Origin of the sequence: Rhizobium sp. PP-F2F-G48 (assembly GCF_004342335.1) — a bacterium.
In the GTDB taxonomy this organism is placed as follows: Bacteria; Pseudomonadota; Alphaproteobacteria; order Rhizobiales; family Rhizobiaceae; genus Ferranicluibacter.
Window position 1 is genome coordinate 34737 of record NZ_SLVH01000015.1, and the last position, 18750, is coordinate 53486.

The window sequence follows — 18750 nt, forward strand, 5'->3', positions numbered from 1 at the left end:
ATCACCACTTCCCCAGTAAGGCGGACCATGCTGCCGCCACTGCCGAGCGCTACTGGCAGGATACTAAAGGTTTGGCTGGAAGAGGTGGCTAGCAGAGAAAGCGATGCGAAGGGGCGTCTTCGCAGGTACCGGGAGACGATCCGGATGTCGCTTGAGAACGGCACTCGTCTCTGCCTCGGAAGTTTTGTCGGGGCCGAGTACGACGATCTGCCCGAGCCGGTGCGCAAGCACGTACCGGTCTTCGCGGACGTCAACGTCGCGTGGCTGTAAGCGCGGCTCGTTGAGGCCGATCCTGCTAACAAGGAGGATTCTAAGCAGCGGGCACGGGCGATCTTCGCCGCCGTTGCGGGAGTCCGGCTTTTGGCCCGCAGCCGTTCCAACATCTCGCTGTTTGACGCGATGAATGAGAGCTACCGCACAGTAGGTCTGCTGCCAGCTTAATCTCGCAGCTCAGAACCACAGCGAGAATGGCCCTGCGCACTCACCAAGGTGCTTGGTTTCTTTCGAAAAAGAAGCCGCCCGTTGGCCCAGAAGCATCCTGTCCTGCAAGCCAGACGATCGTGTCTGCGGCCTGCTCGACGGTGCGATATCCGGAGTGATTGTTAAAGTCCGTCTTCGTGTAACCGGGATCGCAGGCGTTCACTTTGATGCCGTTCTTCGCAAGATCCTTGGCTAGGGACAGAGTAATCGCGTTCAGCGCCGTCTTTGAACTGTTGTACCCCAGAATATTGACGGCATGGTATGGGTGCGCGGGGTCGGAAAGCCAAGTCAGCGAGCCCAGGCCGCTGCTGACCATAATCACGTTGGCCCGACCAGAAGCTCGAAGAAGGGGCAGAAACGCCTGCGTGACCCGGATCGGGCCGAAGACATTGGTCTGGTACACCGTTTCGATTTCGCTTAGGGTCTGTTCGCCTGGCGCGGCATAGCTTCCGGGAATGCCAGCATTGTTGATCAAGACGTCGAGCTTGCCATCGGCAGCCTCAACAGTCGCCACTGCATTTCGCACGCTGTCGTCATCCGTCACGTCGATCGCAATCGCCCGAACATCGATGCCCTCCGATGACAGGATTTCGGCGGCAAGCTCGCCTCGACCGGCGTCTCGGCTGCCGAGCCAGATGCGATATCCGAGCCGGCCCAGTTGGCGGGCGGTCTCGTAGCCGATGCTCTTGTTTGCACCGGTGATAAGAACGGTCTTGCTTGTCATGTGATCTCTCCTGGTCTGAACTTCGGGCCGTTGTTGGTCGTAAATGTGTTGGCCAGGTTCTGTTGCCATTTATCTATCACTCTTGGATTGTTTGATAAGCGGTCCAAAACCGCATAGTCTGATCGCCATGGCGAACATCGATGATCTCCCTTTGGACGACCTGTCCATATTTCTTTCGGTCTGCGCGACAGGTGGATTTCGGACAACGGCTAGGCAGCTCGGGCTGTCGCCGTCAACCGTCAGCGAAAAGATCGCCTTGCTTGAGACGCGGCTGGGCGTGCCACTTCTCATCCGCACCACTCGAAGTGTGAACGTGACAGAAGCAGGTCGGGCGCTGGCTTCCCGCCTGTCACCATTGATGCGAGAGGCACGGGCCGCACTGCAGGATGTCGCAAGTTCAGAGGGCAAGGTCAGAGGTCAGCTAAAGCTGAATGTCACTGGCGCCGTCATGGTCGACATCCTGCCGCCGCTGATCGATCGCTTCCTCAACCGCTTTCCAGAGGTCAGGGTCGAGCTTGTGGTGGAAGACAGGCTCGTCGATATCATCGCCGTTGGCTGCGACGCTGGGATCCGCTACGGCGAGCATCTGGCGCAGGACATGATCGCTGTCCCTATCTGGCCCCCATTCCAGCGATTGGCACTTGCAGCGTCGCCGAGCTACCTGGACGCGCGGGGTGTGCCTATGCATCCAAGTGATCTTCTGACCCATGACTGCATCCGACTTCGCTTCTCAAGCGGCGCGCTCACCGCTTGGGAGTTCGAATGCGGTGACACGTCCGTCACGGTTGATCCCCCAGGACGTCTTACCATCGGTGTGGATGCTGCACCGGCGGCCATTGAACTGGCGAGCTCGGGTCATGGAATTATTTGCACATTCGAGAACTGGCTGCATCCGGCGCTGAAGACCGGCGCTCTCAAACCGGTTCTTCCGGAATGGTGGACCAGGTTCGAGGGCCCTCGGCTCTACTTTTCAAGCAGGCTGATGTCGGCGCCTCTCAGGGCATTCGTCGATCTTGTGGGTGAAGAGAGGGCTCAAAATAAGCGACTTGCAAAAGAGGTTTGAACGAAAGATACCCGCTACCGGCCGCGCAATCCCATGTTAAAGCGTGTCTCATCTATTCTGCCTCATAGCCTGTGGCTTTGAAGAAGGTTTGGCATTCTGTGACTGAGAAGAGGGAGATGATGTCGCCGAGGGCCTGTGCAATTGCATCGAAGCCGCGGGCGGCGCGTTTTCGCAGAAGCGCTTTCAGTTTTGAGAAGGCCATTTCGATGGGGTTCAGGTCCGGCGAATAGGGTGGCAGAAACAAAAGCCAGGCCCCCTTTGCCTTGACCAATTGCTCGGCGCGTTCGCTTTTGTGGAAGCCGACATTGTCGAGGATGACGACGTCGCCTTTTGACAGGGTCGGCGCGAGCTGTGTCTCGATCCAGGTCTCAAAGACGCGGCTGTTCATCGGCGCATCGACGATCCATGGTGCCGTGAGGCCATGGCAGCGCAACCCTGCGATGAAAGTCTGCGTTTTCTAGTGACCGAAGGGAGCAAAGGCTGCGAAGCGGCTTCCCCTTCGAGACCATCCGGTGCGTTTCGTCACGCAACTCGATCGGATGCGGTTTGCCCATGGCGTTTCTCCTTCCATGGGCAAAGGGAATCACAGATCGCGCAAACGGGATAAATCGATTCCAGTTAAACACCTAAGCCTAGCAATGTCATTGAATGCCGTAAACGCCAGCGAGATGGCGCATGCGCTGAATGGCGAGGTCCGGGCGGTCGAAGATGTTGGCCTGGTCGGCGAGGCGGAAGATATCGGCGTAGTGGTTGATGCCGCGCGCCGACTGCATGCCGGCCGGAAGGCTGAAATGCGACTGGTGTCCGTTCAGCCAGGCGAGGAAGACGACGCCGGCCTTGTAATATTGCGTCGGCACCTCGAAGATCTTGCGTGAGAGCGGAACCGTCGGATCGATCACCGCACGGAAAGTTGCTGTGTCGTCTGCGGCAAGCGCTGCCAGCGCCTTGGAGGCGGCCGGCGCGACGGCGTCGAAAATGCCGAGCAGCGCATGGCTGTGGCGCCGCCCGTCGCCCTCGATCAGGCGGGCATAGTTGAAATCGTCGCCCGTGAAGCAGAGCACGGCTTCCGGCAGACGGTCACGGAGCGCGATTTCCTTCTCGTGTTCGAGCAGCGAGATCTTGATACCCTCGACCTTGCCGGCATTCTCCGTGATGATCCGCAGTGCGCAATCGAGCGCCGGCTCGAAGTCGGTGCTTCCCCAGTAGCCGAGTAGCTGCGGGTCGAACATGTCGCCCAGCCAGTGCAGTACCACCTTGTCCTTCGTCTGCGAGAGAATGCGGCCATAGACTTTGGCGTAGTCTTCCGCTGAGCGGGCGATGCGGGCAAGCGCCCGGCTCGCCATCAGGATCGCGCGACCGCCATGCTTCTCGATATGCTCGATCTGTGTCTCGTAGGCTGCGATGATATCGTCCAGCGAGCGGGCATCGTTTGGGTCGAGGTGATCCGTGCCGGCACCGCAGGCAAGGTCGGCACCATCCACCGTGCGCGCTTCGGCAAGCGAGCGGGCAATCAGTTCCTGAGCACCGGCCCAGTCGACACCCATGCCGCGCTGCGACGTGTCCATTGCCTCGGCGATCCTGAAGCCAAGGCTCCAGAGATGATGCCGGAAGGCAAGCGTCGTGTCCCAGTCGATCGCCGGGCGGTTCCACGGATCGGTGTCGCGCTCCGGCGCGGAAACGACATGCGCGGCGGCATAAGCGATGCGGTTGAAGACGGGGGTGGTTGCCGGCCGCGCGATCGGCGTGCCCACAAGATGATACGCTTCGACCGTGTCTGCGGATGTCGGCAGATTGAGAACGTGGGTCATGATGCCTCCTCGGAATGTAAACCGGATAATTTGGATCGATCTAAATAGCAAGACTCTATTTTGCGACGAATGATCATCACCTCTACAAGCCGTCATGCGCGCAATGCGCTGCAGATACTGCAATGCATATCATAATAGGCCTGCATGCAATTGAAATAGGCGCGTCAAAAAATCTGCAGACACCCAAGAAATGGTGCTTGATATTTTGGAACGATCCAAATATTGAAGGGGACAAGGTGGAGGCGCATGAGAGTTCATGGCGAGCGGACGGGTTACGGTCATCGATATTGCAAAGGCAGCGGGCGTGTCGAAGTCGACGGTCTCGCTCGTCCTGCAGGGTTCGCCGCTCGTCAACGAGGGCACGCGGACCAAGGTCAATGCCGTCATGCGGGATCTCGGCTATGTCTACAATCGCGGCGCGGCCAATCTCCGCCAGTCCAGCGCCAAGTCGAAGATCATCGGCGTCGTCGTCAACGATCTGACCAACAGCTTCTTTGCCGAGCTTGCGGTCGGCATCGATCTCGTCGTGCAGGATGCGGGCTTCGTGCAGTTCCTCGCCAATACCAGCGAGAGCCTCGACCGGCAGACGGAGGTCATTGCCTCCATGCGCGAGCACGGCATTTCCGGCCTCGTCGTGTCGCCCGCCCGCGGCTCGCGGGCCATCGACTTCAAGGCGCTGGTCTCGGCCGGCATGCCGGTCGTTGCCGTGGTGCGCCCTGTGCCGGGTGCCAAGGTGTCCTCGCTGATGTCGGACAATCACACCGGACTTTTTTCAGCCGTCGACCATCTGGCAAAGCTCGGCCACACGCGCATCGCCTTCTTCGGCGGTTTTGAGGATACGGCGATCTTTCAGGAGCGGCTGGCCGGCTATCGCGACGGGCTCGCGGCGGCGGGGTTTGGCTATGACGAAGGCCTTGTCTTTGCCTGCGCTCCATCGCGGGCGGAAGGGGCGAAGGCCGTGGCGCGGGCGATGGCGGCCGGCGACCGGCCGACGGGCGGGGTCTGCTTCAACGATGCCGTCGCCTTCGGCGTCTATGACGGATTGCGGGCGCGGCGGCTTGAGCCGGGCGTCGATTTCGCCATCGTCGGCTTCGACGACGTCATCGAGGCGGGTACGTCCGTGCCCGCGCTCACAACCATCGCGGTGGATCCGCAAGGCATGGGCCGGCGTGCCGCCCAGCTGCTGCTCAAGCAGATCAATGCCGGCAAGGCGGAGGCGGAGGCCGTGGTGACGCCCGTACGGCTGGTCGTGCGGGAAAGCTGCGGCGTGAACAGAATGAAGCCGGGGAGGCGGACTGCATGACGAACCGTTGGGGATTGATCGGCGCGAGCACGATCGCACGGGAATGGGTGATCGGCGCGATCCGCGCGACGGGCGGGGAGGTCGTCTCCGTGATGAGTTCCAGCCCGGAACGCGCTGCGACCTATGCGTCCGAAAACGGGATCGGCAAGGCCGTCTCGAATCTCGATACCCTGCTCGCAGATCCCGATATCGACGCGGTCTATATCTCGACCACGAACGAGCTGCACCGCGATCAGGCGATCGCCGCCGCCAGGGCCGGCAAGCATATTCTCTGCGAAAAGCCGCTGGCGATGACTCTGGAGGATGCCCACCGCATGCGGGACGCGGCGCGGTCGGCCGGCGTGGTGCTAGCGACGAACCATCACCTGCGCAATGCGGCCAGTCATGTCGCCATGCGGGCTGCGGTCGCAACCGGACGGATTGGCAAGCCGCTTTCGGCACGAGTGTTCCACGCGGTCTACCTGCCGCCGCATTTGCAGGGCTGGCGGCTCGATAATCCCGCAGCCGGTGGCGGCGTCATTCTGGATATCACCGTGCACGACACGGATACGCTGCGCTTCGTGCTGGGACAGGACCCAGTGGAGGTCACGGCTTTCTCGCAATCCGGTGGCCTCGGCAAAGCGGGGCTTGAAGATGCGGTGATGGGGGTCATGCGGTTTGAAGACGGGCTGATCGCCCAGTTTCACGACGGTTTCACCACGAAGTATGCCGAGACTGGTTTCGAGGTTCATGGAACCGAGGGATCGCTCATCGCCCGCAATGTGATGACGCAGCGGCCCGTCGGCACGGTGATCCTGCGCACCGGCGAGGGCGAGCAGTCGCTGCCGCTCGACGGACGCAATCTCTATGAAAGCGGCCTTGCGGCGTTTCATGCGGCCATGGCCGGCGCCGGATCGCCGGCCGCCACGGCCGAGGACGGCATCTGGTCGCTGGCAACCGGGCTTGCCGTCTTGGAAGCGGCACGGTCCGGCCGCGCCGTCACGGTTCAGACGGGGCTTTGAGACGGATCATGGGCAAGCACATCACACCGGCCGAAGCGGCGGCCATGATCCCAGACGGCGCCGTCGTCTCTGTCTCGTCTTCCAGCGGGCTCGGCTGCCCGGACCTGATGTTGAAGGCGATCGGCGATCGCTTCGAGGCGACGGGCCATCCGCGCGAGATCACCACCTTGCATCCGATCGCCGCCGGCGACATGAGCGGCATCAAGGGCGTGGACCATATTGCCCGCAAAGGCCTACTCAAGCGGATCCTCGCCGGCTCCTATCCGTCAGGCCCTTCGACATCCGAGCCGCCGCGGATTTGGCAGATGATTACGGGCAACGAGATCCCGGCCTACAACATCCCCTCCGGCATCCTCTTCGACATGCACCGCGAAGCCGCCGCCAAGCGTCCCGGCGTCATCACCAAGATCGGGCTCGAAACCTTCGTGGATCCCAAGCGGCAGGGCTGTGCCATGAATGCGCTGGCGGCGGAGACACCGGTCGTCAAGCGGGTCTCATTCGAGAACGAGGACTGGCTGTATTTTCCCGCTATCGCGCCCCAGGTCGCCATCATCCGCGCAACGACGGCCGACGAGCACGGCAACCTGACCTATGAGCACGAGGGCGCGACGCTCGGCGGGCTCGACCAGGCGCTGGCGGCGCGCAACAATGGCGGCATCGTCATCGCGCAGGTCAAGCGCATCACCAAGCAGGGCGCACTGAAGCCGCACGACGTGCGGGTTCCCGGCATGCTGGTCGATTACGTCATCGTCGATCCGGACCAGAAGCAGACGACGCTGACGGACTACGACCCGGCGATTTCGGGCGAGATCTTCCGGCCGCTCGAAAGCTTCTCCGTGCCCGATTTCAACATCCAGAAGGTGATCGCGCGCCGGGTGGCGCAGGAGCTTCAAGCCGGCAGCTGCGTCAATCTCGGCTTCGGCATCTCGGCTAACGTGCCGCGTATCCTTCTGGAGGAGGGCCTGCACGGCGCGGTCACCTGGGTCATCGAGCAGGGGGCCGTCGGCGGTGTGCCGCTGCTCGACTTCGCCTTCGGCTGCGCGTCCAACGCGGATGCCTACATGCCTTCTCCCTACCAGTTCACCTATTTTCAGGGCGGCGGCTTCGATGCCTCGTTGCTGTCCTTCCTCGAAATCGGTCGCGATGGCTCGGTCAACGTTTCCCGCCTTTCGTTCCGTCCGCACGTGACGGCCGGTGCCGGCGGCTTCGTCGACATCACGGCGCGCGCTCGCAAGATCGTGTTCTCCGGCATGTTCAATGCCGGCGCCAAACTGTCGATCAGTGGCGGCAAGCTGGTGATCGAGAAGGAGGGCAAGCTGAAGAAGCTGGTCGAGGCGGTCGAGCACGTCACCTTCTCCGGCAGCCGCGCCATCGCGCAGGGGCAGGACATCACCTATGTCACCGAGCGTTGCGTGCTCAAGCTGACGCCGCAGGGGCTGGTGTTGACCGAAATCGCGCCCGGCGTCGATCTCCAGACGCAGGTGCTCGATCAGTCCGAGTTTCCGCTGATCGTCTCGCCGGACCTGAAGCTGATGGATGCCGCTCTGTTTGGCGAGGCGCGCATCGGCCTGTCGCTGCCGGCCAAGGCGCCGCGCGTTCTGGAGGGTGCGCATGTCTAGGGGAGAGGTTCGCATCGAGATCGAGGGGCCGATTGCCGTCCTCACGGTCTCCCGGCCGGAGAAGCGCAATGCGCTCGATCTCGACATGCTGAAGGCGCTGATGTCGGCGGCCGATACGGTGGAGGCGAAGGCCGGCATCCGCGTCGCCATCCTCACGGGCGAGGGGCCGGGCTTTTCGGCCGGTGGCGACATCACCGCCTGGGGCGGCATGCGGCCGGAGGAATTCGGTCATGGCTGGGTGCGCTACGGGCACCGCGTGTTCGAGCGGCTGGCAACCCTGCGCATGCCGCTGATTGCGGCGCTGAACGGGCACGCGCTCGGCGGCGGTCTCGAGCTTGCTGGCATCGCCGACATCCGCATCGCAGAAGAACAGATCCGGATCGGGCTGCCGGAAACGGGCCTCGGCATGGTGCCGGGCTGGTCGGGCACGCAGCGGCTGGTCAAGCGCTTCGGCGCCCAGCCCGTGCGCCGGATGGCGCTCGGCGGGGAGATCTTCACGGCGGAACAGGCCCTGTCGCTGGGGCTGGTGGATCGGGTCACCGCGACCGGACAGGCGCTTGCCACTGCAAAAGACATGGCGACAGGCATCGCCGCGCGGGGGCCGGCGGCGCTGGAAATCGTCAAGCTGATGATCGCGAGCGCCAACGGAGAGGACAACGGGACGGCCGTGGAAGCGCTGGGGTCGATCCTCGCCGCTAAGACGGGCGACCTGAAGGAGGGCGTTTCCGCTTTCAAGGAGAAGCGCGCCGCACAGTTCAAGGGAGAATGGTAATGACGGTTCTGGTAAACCCGAAGGCGCTCGCGGATCATGCTCCACGCGACTTCAAGATGCTGATCGACGGCCGGTGGAGCGAGGGTACCGCCGATCCGATCGAGCGGGTCGCACCCGGCCACGGCGTCGTGGTCAGCCGGTTCCAGGCGGGAACCCGCGCCGATGCCGAACGCGCTATCGCGGCTGCCCGCAAGGCCTTCGGCACAGGCCCCTGGCCGTGCATGACGGCCTCGGAGCGCTCAGGCATCCTGCTGAAGGCCGCCGATCTCATTGCCGCGCGCGCCGAGGAACTCGCTTTTCTGGACGCGGTGGAAGCCGGCAAGCCGATCTCTCAGGTGCGCGGCGAAATCGCCGGCTCGGTCGATATCTGGCGCTATGCCGCGGCCCTTGCCCGCGATCTTCACGGCGAGAGCTACAATACGCTGGGCGACGGCACGCTGGGTGTGGTCCTGCGCGAGGCGATCGGCGTCGTCTCGATCATCACGCCGTGGAACTTCCCCTTCCTGATCGTCGGTCAGAAGCTGCCCTTCGCACTTGCCGCCGGTTGCACCACGGTCGTCAAGCCGTCGGAACTCTCGTCCGGATCGACCGTCGTGCTCGGCGAGATCCTCGAGGAAGCCGGCGTCCCCAAGGGCGTCGTCAACATCGTCACGGGCACGGGCGCCGAAGTGGGAGCGGTCATGACGTCGCATCCCGACGTCGACATGGTCTCGTTCACGGGCTCCACCGGCGTCGGCAAGCTGACCATGGCGAATGCCGCGCAGACGCTGAAGAAGGTGTCGCTGGAGCTTGGCGGCAAGAACCCGCAGATCGTCTTTCCCGATGCCGATCTCGACGGCTTCATCGATGCCGCCGTGTTCGGCGCCTATTTCAACGCCGGCGAGTGCTGCAATGCCGGCTCGCGGCTGATCCTTCACAAGAGCATCGCCGACGAGGTGGTGAAGCGAGTGGCCGCGCTTTCGGAAAAGGTGCGGGTCGGCGATCCGCTCGATCCGCAGACGCAGGTCGGCGCGATCATCACACCGCAGCATCTTGAGAAGATCGCCGGCTACATTTCAGGGGCGACGAACGGCGGAGCCGATATTGCGCATGGCGGCCAGGCGCTCGACCTTGGCCGTGGTCAGTTCATGGCGCCGACGATTCTCGCCAATGTGACGCCGGACATGCCGGTCGCGCGCGAGGAGGTGTTCGGGCCGGTTCTCTCCGTGCTCACCTTCGAGACGACGGCGCAGGCGATCGAGATCGCCAATGCGGTCGATTACGGTCTGTCGGCCGGTGTGTGGAGCAAGGATTTCGACACCTGCCTGACAATCGGCAGGCGTGTGCGGGCGGGAACCGTGTGGATGAACACCTTCATGGACGGCGCCTCCGAACTGCCCTTCGGCGGCTACAAGCAATCGGGCCTCGGCCGCGAACTCGGCCGCCATGCGGTGGAAGATTACACCGAGACCAAGACGCTCAACATGCATATCGGCGGCCGCACGAACTGGTGGATGCCGCAGACGGAAAAGCTGGCCTAGCCGGCTGACGCCGGCGCTCGAGGAGGGCGGCGGCACGAGAGCGGAAATGGGTTCCGCTCTTCACTGTGCTCATGGGAGGAAAACATCGTGCGCAAGTTTCTGACATCGACTGCATTGGGTCTCGCTTTGATGGCCGGCGCCGCGCAGGCTGCCGAAAACGTCGAGGTGCTTCACTGGTGGACATCCGGCGGCGAGGCCTCGGCGCTGGAGGTCCTCAAGAAGGACCTTGAGGCCAAAGACATCTCCTGGACGGACATGCCGGTCGCCGGCGGCGGCGGCACGGAAGCCATGACGGTGCTGCGCGCCCGCGTTACGGCCGGCAACGCGCCGACCGCCGTGCAAATGCTCGGCTTCGACATTCTCGACTGGGCGAAGGAAGGATCGCTCGGCAATCTCGATGCGGTCGCCGCGAAGGAAAACTGGGACAAGGTCATCCCCAAGGCGCTCCAGAAGTTCTCGAAATATGACGGCCACTGGATCGCGGCACCCGTCAACCTGCATTCGACGAACTGGATGTGGATCAACAAGGCGGCGCTCGACAAGGCCGGCGGCAAGGAGCCGCAGAGCTGGGAAGAGCTGATCGCCCTCCTCGACAAGTTCAAGGCGCAGGGCATCATCCCCGTTGCGGCCGGCGGCCAGCCCTGGCAGGACGCGACCGTCTTCGACGCCGTCGTGCTGTCGCTCGGCGTCGATTTCTACACGTCCGCTTTCATCGATCTCGACCCGAAGGCGCTCGGCGGCGACAAGATGAAGGAAGCCTTCAACCGCATGACGACTCTGCGCGCCTATGTCGATCCCAACTTCTCGGGCCGCGACTGGAACCTCGCCTCCGCCATGGTCATCGACGGCAAGGCCGGCGTGCAGTTCATGGGCGACTGGGCGAAGGGCGAATTTTCCAAGGCCGGCAAGACGCCGGGCAAGGACTATGTCTGCATGCGCTTCCCCGGCACGCAGGGTGCCGTCACCTTCAACACCGACCAGTTTGTCATGTTCAAGGTCGCCGACGCCAAGGTGCCGGCACAGATGGAGATGGCCATGGCCATCGAAAGTCCTGAATTCCAGTCGGCCTTCAACGTCGTCAAGGGTTCGGCACCGGTGCGCACCGACGTGTCGGACGCAGCCTTCGACGATTGCGGCAAGAAGGCCATCAAGGATGCGGCCGAAGCCGACAAAAAGGGCACGCTTCTCGGCTCCATGGCCCATGGCCATGCCAATCCTGCAGCCGTGAAGAACGCGATCTACGACGTCGTGACCCGTCAGTTCAACGGCGACCTGACGGCCGACGACGCGGTCGCCGAGCTGGTGAGCGCGGTCGAAGCCGCGAAGTAAGGGCTTGAGGAGCTGCGGGCCTTTGTCCGCAGCTCCGGCCTTCGCAACATCCGATACATGAAAACGGCCGGGAGACCGGGGGCGCCAGAGGGCCTGCCATGATGGCGGGGCCAGGGCTTGTGCCTCCTGTCGTCACGGCGAGGGGAACGAAGCCATGCAGAGCCGCAGCTTCCTACAGGACCAGTTGCCGAAAATCGTGCTCGCGCCGAGTTTCCTGGTCATCGTCATTTTCGTCTACGGCTTCATCGCCTATACCGGGTTCCTGTCGATCACCGACAGCAAGATGCTGCCGTCCACCAACATCGTGGGCCTGTCGAACTACAGCAAGCTCTGGGCCCTGCCGCACTGGTGGCGGGCTATCACCAATCTGGCGATCTTCGCCTCGCTCTACATCCTCATCTGCTCGGTGCTCGGCCTGTTCCTGGCGATCATGCTCGACCAGAAGATCCGCGGCGAAGGTTTCCTGCGGCCGATCTACCTGTACCCGATGGCGCTCTCCTTCATCGTCACGGGCACCGCCTGGAAGTGGATCCTCGATCCCGGCATCGGCATCGAGAACACCATGCATCTCTGGGGCTGGGAGACCTTTGCCTTCACCTGGATCAAGGACAGCAAGATGGCGATCTACTGCGTCGTGCTCGCCGCCGTCTGGCAGTCCTCGGGCTTCATCATGGCGATGTTCCTCGCCGGCCTGCGTGGTGTCGACAACGAGATGATCAAGGCCGCTCAGATCGACGGCGCGGGCACGGTGACGATCTATCGCCGGATCATCATTCCCCTGATGCGGCCGGTCTTCCTGTCGGCCTTCGTCGTGCTCGCCCATCTCGCCATCAAGGCCTACGACCTGATCGTCGCGCTGACCGGCGGGGGGCCGGGGCAGGCGACCGAACTGCCGGCCACCTTCATGTATTCCTACACCTTCACCCGCAATCAGATGGGCATCGGCGCGTCCTCCGCCATTATCATGCTGGTCATGATCTTCTCGATCATCGTTCCCTATCTCTATTCCGAAATCCGTGGAGGAAAACGCTGATGAGCGGCGCAGCCAATCCGCAGAACGCGATGTCGCACAGCCTTCTCACCCGGGCCCTGATCTATACCGCGCTGATCTTCTTTGCGATGTTCTACCTCATGCCGCTCTACGTCATGGTGGTGAACTCGCTGAAGCCGCTGGAGGAAATCCGCCAAGGCGGGATGGTCAACCTGCCCGAGGTCTGGACCGTGGAGCCATGGCTGTCGGCCTGGTCGACCGCTCAGATCGGCATCCAGCCGACGGGGCTCAAGCCCTTTTTCATCAACTCCATCCTCATGGTCATTCCTGCCGTCGCCATCTCCACCGTTGTCGGGGCGCTCAATGGCTATGTGCTGACCAAATGGCACTTCCGCGGGTCGAACATCGTCTTCGGCATGCTGCTTCTGTCCTGCTTCATCCCGTTCCAGATCGTGCTCATCCCCACCGCCCGCATTCTTGGCATGCTGGGCCTTGCCGGCTCCATTCCCGGGCTCGTGCTGGTGCATGTCGTCTACGGCCTCGGCTTCACCACGCTCTACTTCCGCAATTACTACGAGGCCTTTCCGACCGAACTCGTGCGGGCGGCGCAGATCGACGGCGCGACGTTCTTTCAGATCTTCCGCCGCATCCTGCTGCCGTCGTCCGGGCCGATCATCGTCGTCTCCGTCATCTGGCAGTTCACCAATATCTGGAACGACTTCCTGTTCGGCGCCTCGTTCGCCGGCGCCAATTCGACGCCGATGACGGTCGCGCTCAACAACCTCGTGCAGTCGTCCACGGGCGTGAAGGAATACAACGTTCACTTTGCCGGCGCGATCCTCGCCGCCCTGCCCACCCTCATCGTCTACATCGTTTCGGGTCGCTACTTCGTGCGTGGCCTGATGTCCGGCGCCGTGAAAGGCTAATCGTCATGTCGTTTCTCAAAATCTCGCATCTGCGCAAATCCTATGGCGCGCTGGAAATCCTGAAGGACATCAATATCGAGATCGAGGAAGGCGGCTTTCTCGTGCTGGTCGGCCCATCCGGCTGCGGCAAGTCCACGCTGCTGAACACGATCGCCGGACTGGAGCCGATCACCTCAGGCGAGATCGCCATCAAGGGCCGCTCGATTGCGGGTCTGCCGCCGTCGCAGCGCGACATCGCCATGGTGTTCCAGAGCTACGCGCTCTATCCAAACATGACGGTGGCGGGCAACATCGCCTTCGGCATGGAGATCCGCAAGGTGCCGAAGGATGTGCGCGAGAAGGCGATCAAGGAGGTCTCCGATATCCTCCAGATCGGCCATCTGCTCGATCGCAAGCCGAGCCAGCTCTCCGGTGGCCAGCGCCAGCGTGTCGCGATGGGGCGCGCCCTCGTGCGCAATCCGCAGGTCTTCCTGTTCGACGAGCCATTGTCCAACCTCGACGCCAAGCTGCGCGTCGATATGCGCACCGAGATCAAGCGGCTGCACCAGCGCCTGAAAACCACCATCGTCTACGTTACCCACGATCAGATCGAGGCGATGACGCTGGCCACCAAGATCGCGGTGCTGAAGGACGGCGTGTTGCAGCAGTTCGGCTCGCCGGCCGAGATCTACAACAATCCGGCCAATATGTTCGTCGCCGACTTCATGGGCTCTCCCGCCATGAATCTGCTCTCGGCAACCGTGGAGAAGGATGCGGCCGGCCTTTCCGTCTCGCTCGCCCGTCCGAACGGCGCGCTGGTGAAACTGCCAGTGGCGGCAGGGCAGCAGCAGCTGGAGGCCCATCTCGGCCGCCAGATCGTCTTTGGCATCCGGCCCGAGGCGCTGACCGACATCGACGGCGCCGACCGCAATGCGCGCACGGTCGCGGAGGGCGACTGCCTGATAGAGGTCGTCGAGCCGGCCGGCGCCGATACCTTCGCGGTCACGAGGCTTGGCGGCAAGGAAGTGGTGGCGCGCCTGCGGGCCGATGCGAGAATCCAGGCCGGCCAGACCGCAAGGCTCGCCTTCAACCTCGACAAGGCCGTCTATTTCGACCCCCAAAGCCAGCAGCGCATCGCGTGACCGGGGAAGCGAGATGAGCAGGACCCCCGACATCGTCATCATCGGCTCCGGCATCGGCGGGGCGACGCTGGCCGCCGGGCTTGCCGCCTCGGGCAGCGAGATTCTGATCCTGGAGGCCGGCGAGCACATTGCCGACACGCCTGTGAACCGCGACCAGCGCGCGATCTTCCAGCGGGGGCATTTCCGCCCGAAGGAGACATGGTACGAATGGCAGGGCCAAGGCCAGAGGGAGCACAGGGGATTCAACCCGGGCAACTACTACAATGTCGGCGGCAACTCGAAGTTCTATGGAGCGGTACTGTCGCGCTATCGGCGAGAGGATTTCGACGAGATGCAGCATCAGGAAGGCGTCTCTCCAGCCTGGCCGTTTCCCTACGCCGAGCTTGAGCCCTGGTATGGGGCGGCCGAGCGGATGTATCAGGTCCGAGGCGCGCTGGGAGATGATCCGACCGAGCCGGGGCATTCCACACCTTACGCCTTTCCTCCGGTGCCGGACGAACCGGCTATTGCCGACGTCCGGTCGCGGCTGAAGCAGAGAGGACTCCACCCGTTTTCCCTGCCGCTCGGCATCGATATCGACCGCTGGCTTGCCAAAGGGCGAACGCCCTGGGATGCCCATCCGAATTCCAACGATGGCAAGATGGATGCCGAAAGTGCAGCCCTTGCGGTCGCGCTCGCCTTTCCCAACGTCACGCTGCAGACGGGCGCGATCGTAAAGCTGCTCGAAACGAATGCCTCCGGCAACCGCATCGAGCGTGTCGTCTACTCCACGGCTGATGACACACGCAGCGTCTCGCCGAAGCTCGTGGTGCTTGCCGCCGGTGCAGTTCAGTCGGCCGTCCTCCTGCTGCGCTCGGCCAATGCGCGTTTTTCAACGGGTCTTGCCAACAGCTCGGACCAGGTCGGGCGCAACTTCATGAACCACAATTCTTCCGCCGTCTTGGCACTGTCGCCGCGCTACCGCAACACGTCGGTTTATCAGAAGACGTTCGCCTTCAACGACTTCTACCTGTCGGACGGCGCGGGCGGGCCGCCGCTCGGCAATGTTCAGCTTCTCGGCCGGGTGTCCGGCGCGATCCTCAAAAGCAGCCTTCCGCTCATCCCCGAGCGATTGCTCGACCGGATGTCGGCGCATGCAATCGATTTCTACGCCATGAGCGAGGATATCCCGCATCCCGAAAGCCGGGTCATGGTCGATGGCGAGCGGATCGTGCTCAAATGGCACCGTACCAACTGGAACGCGCATCTGGCCCTGGTCGCAAAGCTCAAGGTCGTTCTCCGCTCGATCGGTTTTCCGATCGTGCTCTCCAAGCCATTCGACAAGCGCACCCCGTCCCATCAGTGCGGCACGGTGCGCATCGGCAACGACCCCGCGACCGCGCCGCTCGACCCCTTCTGCCGCGCCTATGACCACGACAACCTGTTCGTCGTCGATGCGAGCTGCCTGCCGACCTCGGCTGCCGTCAATCCGGCGCTGACGGTCGCGGCCCAGGCCTTGCGGGTGGCGGATCATATCGTCTCGAAGGACCTGCAACGATGAGCGAGCGAGGACAAAGACCGGTAGCGGTGGTGACGGGCGGGCGACGGGGGATCGGCTTCGGTATCGCTTCGCACCTGGCTGCTGCTGGCTACGACATCGTCGTCACGGGCATCGGCGGCCCCGGAACGGCCGAGGACGCGCTGGCGGAGCTGCGCGCGGGTGGGAAGATCGACGTCCTCTACCTCAAGGCGGACATCTGCGATGTCGCCGGGCACGGAGCGACCGTCGATGCCATCTTGACCCGGTTCGGCCGCATCGACTGCCTCGTCAACAATGCGGGCATGGCCTCCGTGGTGCGTGGCGATTTCCTCGACCTTTCGCCCGACAATTACGACCTGATCCTGGCAACCAACCTCAAGGGCACGGTGTTCTTCACGCAGGCCGTGGTGAAAGCGATGCTGGCGACCGCGCCCGACCATCCCCGGTCGATCGTCAACATCACCTCGGTCTCGGCGGAGGCAAGTTCGCCCGAGCGCCTCGACTACTGCATCAGTAAGGCCGGTCTTGCCGCCTTCTCGCAGGGGCTCGCTTTGCGGCTTGCGGCCGAGGAAATTGCTGTGTTCGAGGTGCGGCCCGGCATCGTGCGGACCGACATGACGGCCGGCGTCACCTCCAAATACGATGCCCTGATCGCCGGGGGACTGGTACCCATGCGGCGCTGGGGGGAGGCAGGCGATATCGGCGCCATCTGCGCAGCGCTCGCTTCGGGCAGCTTCGCCTTTGCAACCGGGACCGTGATCGATGCCGATGGCGGCCTGTCGATCCCGCGTCTTTGACAGGAATGGATATCATGCGCTTCGACTATATCATCACTGGGGCAGGCCCCGCCGGATGCGTTCTCGCCAACAGGCTGAGCGAAGATCCCGATGTCGCCGTGCTGCTTCTGGAAGCCGGCGGCGGAGACTGGAACCCGCTCTTCCACATGCCGGCCGGCTTTGCCAAGATGACGAAGGGCGTGGCCAGCTGGGGCTGGGAGACCGTGCCGCAGAAGCACATGAACGGTCGTGTCCTGCGCTACACGCAGGCCAAGGTCATCGGCGGCGGCTCCTCCATCAACGCGCAGCTCTATACCCGTGGGAACGCCGCCGACTACGATCTCTGGGCAAGCGAAGACGGCTGCGAGGGCTGGGACTACCGTTCAGTGCTGCCCTATTTCAAGCGGGCGGAGGACAATCAGCGCTTTGCCGACGACTATCATGCCTATGGCGGGCCGCTCGGCGTATCCATGCCGGTGTCGGCGCTGCCGATCTGCGACGCCTATATCCGGGCGGGGCAGGAGCTGGGCATTCCTTACAATCCAGATTTTAACGGGCGCCAGCAGGCAGGAGTCGGCTTCTACCAGCTGACGCAGCGTAACCGCCGCCGCTCGTCTGCGTCTCTCGCCTATATTTCGCCGATCAAGCACCGGAAAAACCTGACGATCCGCATGGGTGCCCGCGTGTCGCGCATCGTGCTGGAGGGTAAGACGGCTGTCGGCGTCGAGATCGCCACCAGCCGGGGCAGCGAGATCGTGCGCTGCGAGCGCGAGGTGCTGGTGACGTCGGGTGCCATCGGCTCCCCGAAGCTCCTGCTGCAGTCGGGCATCGGCCCGGCCGATCACCTGACGTCGGTCGGCGTTCCCGTCGCGCACGACCTGCCCGGCGTCGGCGGCAATCTTCAGGACCATCTCGACCTGTTCGTCATCGCCGAATGCACCGGCGATCACACCTATGACGGCGTCGCGAAACTGCATCGCACGCTCTGGGCGGGCCTCGAATATGTGTTGTTCCGCTCGGGCCCGGTCGCCTCATCACTCTTTGAGACCGGCGGCTTCTGGTATGCGGACCCGGATGCGCGCTCGCCTGATATCCAGTTCCATCTGGGCCTCGGCTCGGGCATCGAGGCGGGCGTAGAAAAACTGAAGAATGCCGGGGTGACGCTGAATTCGGCCTATCTGCATCCGGGGTCGCGCGGCACAGTGCGGCTCTCCGCGTCGGATCCCGCCGCCGCCCCGCTCATCGACCCCAACTATTGGTCGGACCCGCATGACCGGAAAATGTCGCTTGAGGGGCTGCGGATCGCCCGCGAGATCTTCGAACAAGCGGCATTGAAGCCCTATATTCTGGCCGAGCGCCTGCCTGGACCGAAGGTACACACGGAAGCCGAGCTCTTTGACTATGGCTGCGCGAACGCCAAAACCGACCACCACCCGGTCGGCACCTGCCGGATGGGCACCGGCGCGGATGCGGTCGTCGGACTCGATCTGCGCGTGCGGGGGCTGCAGGGTTTGCGCGTCTGCGACAGCTCCGTCATGCCGCGCGTGCCCTCCTGCAACACCAACGCCCCGACGATCATGGTCGGCGAAAAAGGCGCCGACATCATCCGCGGCCTCGATCCCCTGCCGGCAACGATCTTCGCCGACGAGCGCAACGACCAGCGGCCCCGGACTCGCGCTCATGTGCGCTGAGGCGACGCTGCTGCTTTGCATTCCGTCACCGGCTTTGCCACAAAAGGTGTCGCCATGCCCAGGAGGGTCGGACCCTGATGCCACTTGAGAACCCGCGCGCATTCCTC

At 63.3% G+C, this 18750-nt stretch carries 16 protein-coding genes and 1 pseudogene; 14 read left to right on the top strand and 3 right to left on the bottom strand.

The genetic code is table 11. From position 1 onward, the window contains the following. The first annotated feature begins 144 nt into the window (after window positions 1-144). A complete protein-coding gene (locus C8J36_RS25675) occupies window positions 145-270 on the top strand; it encodes a hypothetical protein (RefSeq protein ID WP_281029270.1) in 126 nt (41 codons plus the stop codon). A 211-nt stretch (window positions 271-481) separates the two neighbouring features. On the opposite strand, the gene C8J36_RS23375 is transcribed toward C8J36_RS25675, so the two are convergent. Beyond that, a complete protein-coding gene (locus C8J36_RS23375) occupies window positions 482-1204 on the bottom strand; it encodes an SDR family oxidoreductase (RefSeq protein WP_132537681.1) in 723 nt (240 codons plus the stop codon). A gap of 127 nt (window positions 1205-1331) precedes the next feature. On the opposite strand from C8J36_RS23375, the gene C8J36_RS23380 reads away from it, so the two are divergent. Next, complete coding sequence (locus C8J36_RS23380) at window positions 1332-2267, top strand: LysR family transcriptional regulator (protein WP_132537682.1); 936 nt, start codon at window positions 1332-1334, stop codon at window positions 2265-2267. Between the two features lie 52 nt (window positions 2268-2319). Here C8J36_RS23380 and C8J36_RS23385 read toward each other — a convergent pair. Then, window positions 2320-2766: pseudogene (locus C8J36_RS23385) on the bottom strand (IS630 family transposase); the annotation flags it as partial. Between the two features lie 142 nt (window positions 2767-2908). Continuing rightward, window positions 2909-4075: a dihydrodipicolinate synthase family protein gene (locus C8J36_RS23390; RefSeq protein ID WP_132537683.1), complete on the bottom strand. Its 1167-nt coding sequence runs from the start codon at window positions 4073-4075 to the stop codon at window positions 2909-2911. A 256-nt stretch (window positions 4076-4331) separates the two neighbouring features. Between C8J36_RS23390 and C8J36_RS23395 the strand changes: the two genes are divergently transcribed. From C8J36_RS23395 to C8J36_RS23450, 12 genes are all read left to right on the top strand, one after another. Then, window positions 4332-5378, top strand: a complete 1047-nt coding sequence (locus C8J36_RS23395; RefSeq protein ID WP_132537684.1) for a LacI family DNA-binding transcriptional regulator — start codon at window positions 4332-4334, stop codon at window positions 5376-5378. Then, window positions 5375-6379, top strand: coding sequence for a Gfo/Idh/MocA family oxidoreductase (locus tag C8J36_RS23400; protein ID WP_132537685.1), 1005 nt, complete (start codon window positions 5375-5377; stop codon window positions 6377-6379). The genes C8J36_RS23395 and C8J36_RS23400 overlap by 4 nt, the downstream gene beginning before the upstream one ends. An 8-nt stretch (window positions 6380-6387) precedes the next feature. Then, window positions 6388-7998, top strand: a complete 1611-nt coding sequence (locus C8J36_RS23405; protein WP_132537686.1) for an acyl CoA:acetate/3-ketoacid CoA transferase — start codon at window positions 6388-6390, stop codon at window positions 7996-7998. Next, window positions 7991-8770, top strand: a complete 780-nt coding sequence (locus tag C8J36_RS23410) for an enoyl-CoA hydratase/isomerase family protein (RefSeq protein WP_132537687.1) — start codon at window positions 7991-7993, stop codon at window positions 8768-8770. The genes C8J36_RS23405 and C8J36_RS23410 overlap by 8 nt, the downstream gene beginning before the upstream one ends. After that, window positions 8770-10290 carry an aldehyde dehydrogenase family protein gene (locus tag C8J36_RS23415; protein WP_132537688.1) on the top strand — a complete coding sequence of 507 codons (1521 nt, stop codon included), beginning with the start codon at window positions 8770-8772 and terminating at the stop codon, window positions 10288-10290. Before C8J36_RS23410 ends, C8J36_RS23415 begins: the two co-directional genes overlap by 1 nt. 129 nt (window positions 10291-10419) lie before the next feature. Further along, complete coding sequence (locus tag C8J36_RS23420; RefSeq protein ID WP_207897618.1) at window positions 10420-11619, top strand: ABC transporter substrate-binding protein; 1200 nt, start codon at window positions 10420-10422, stop codon at window positions 11617-11619. Window positions 11620-11773: 154 nt separating this feature from the next. Then, a complete protein-coding gene (locus C8J36_RS23425) occupies window positions 11774-12652 on the top strand; it encodes a sugar ABC transporter permease (protein WP_062594400.1) in 879 nt (292 codons plus the stop codon). Beyond that, entirely contained in the window at window positions 12652-13536 is an 885-nt protein-coding gene (locus C8J36_RS23430) for a carbohydrate ABC transporter permease (RefSeq protein WP_062594401.1), read from the top strand. The genes C8J36_RS23425 and C8J36_RS23430 overlap by 1 nt, the downstream gene beginning before the upstream one ends. Window positions 13537-13541: 5 nt before the next feature. Next, window positions 13542-14657: an ABC transporter ATP-binding protein gene (locus tag C8J36_RS23435; RefSeq protein ID WP_132537690.1), complete on the top strand. Its 1116-nt coding sequence runs from the start codon at window positions 13542-13544 to the stop codon at window positions 14655-14657. Between the two features lie 13 nt (window positions 14658-14670). Further along, entirely contained in the window at window positions 14671-16197 is a 1527-nt protein-coding gene (locus tag C8J36_RS23440) for a GMC family oxidoreductase (protein ID WP_132537691.1), read from the top strand. Beyond that, window positions 16194-16973 carry a 3-ketoacyl-ACP reductase gene (locus tag C8J36_RS23445; RefSeq protein ID WP_132537692.1) on the top strand — a complete coding sequence of 260 codons (780 nt, stop codon included), beginning with the start codon at window positions 16194-16196 and terminating at the stop codon, window positions 16971-16973. The genes C8J36_RS23440 and C8J36_RS23445 overlap by 4 nt, the downstream gene beginning before the upstream one ends. Window positions 16974-16987: 14 nt before the next feature. Next, a complete protein-coding gene (locus tag C8J36_RS23450) occupies window positions 16988-18643 on the top strand; it encodes a GMC family oxidoreductase N-terminal domain-containing protein (protein ID WP_132537693.1) in 1656 nt (551 codons plus the stop codon). The last annotated feature ends 107 nt before the right edge of the window (window positions 18644-18750 follow it).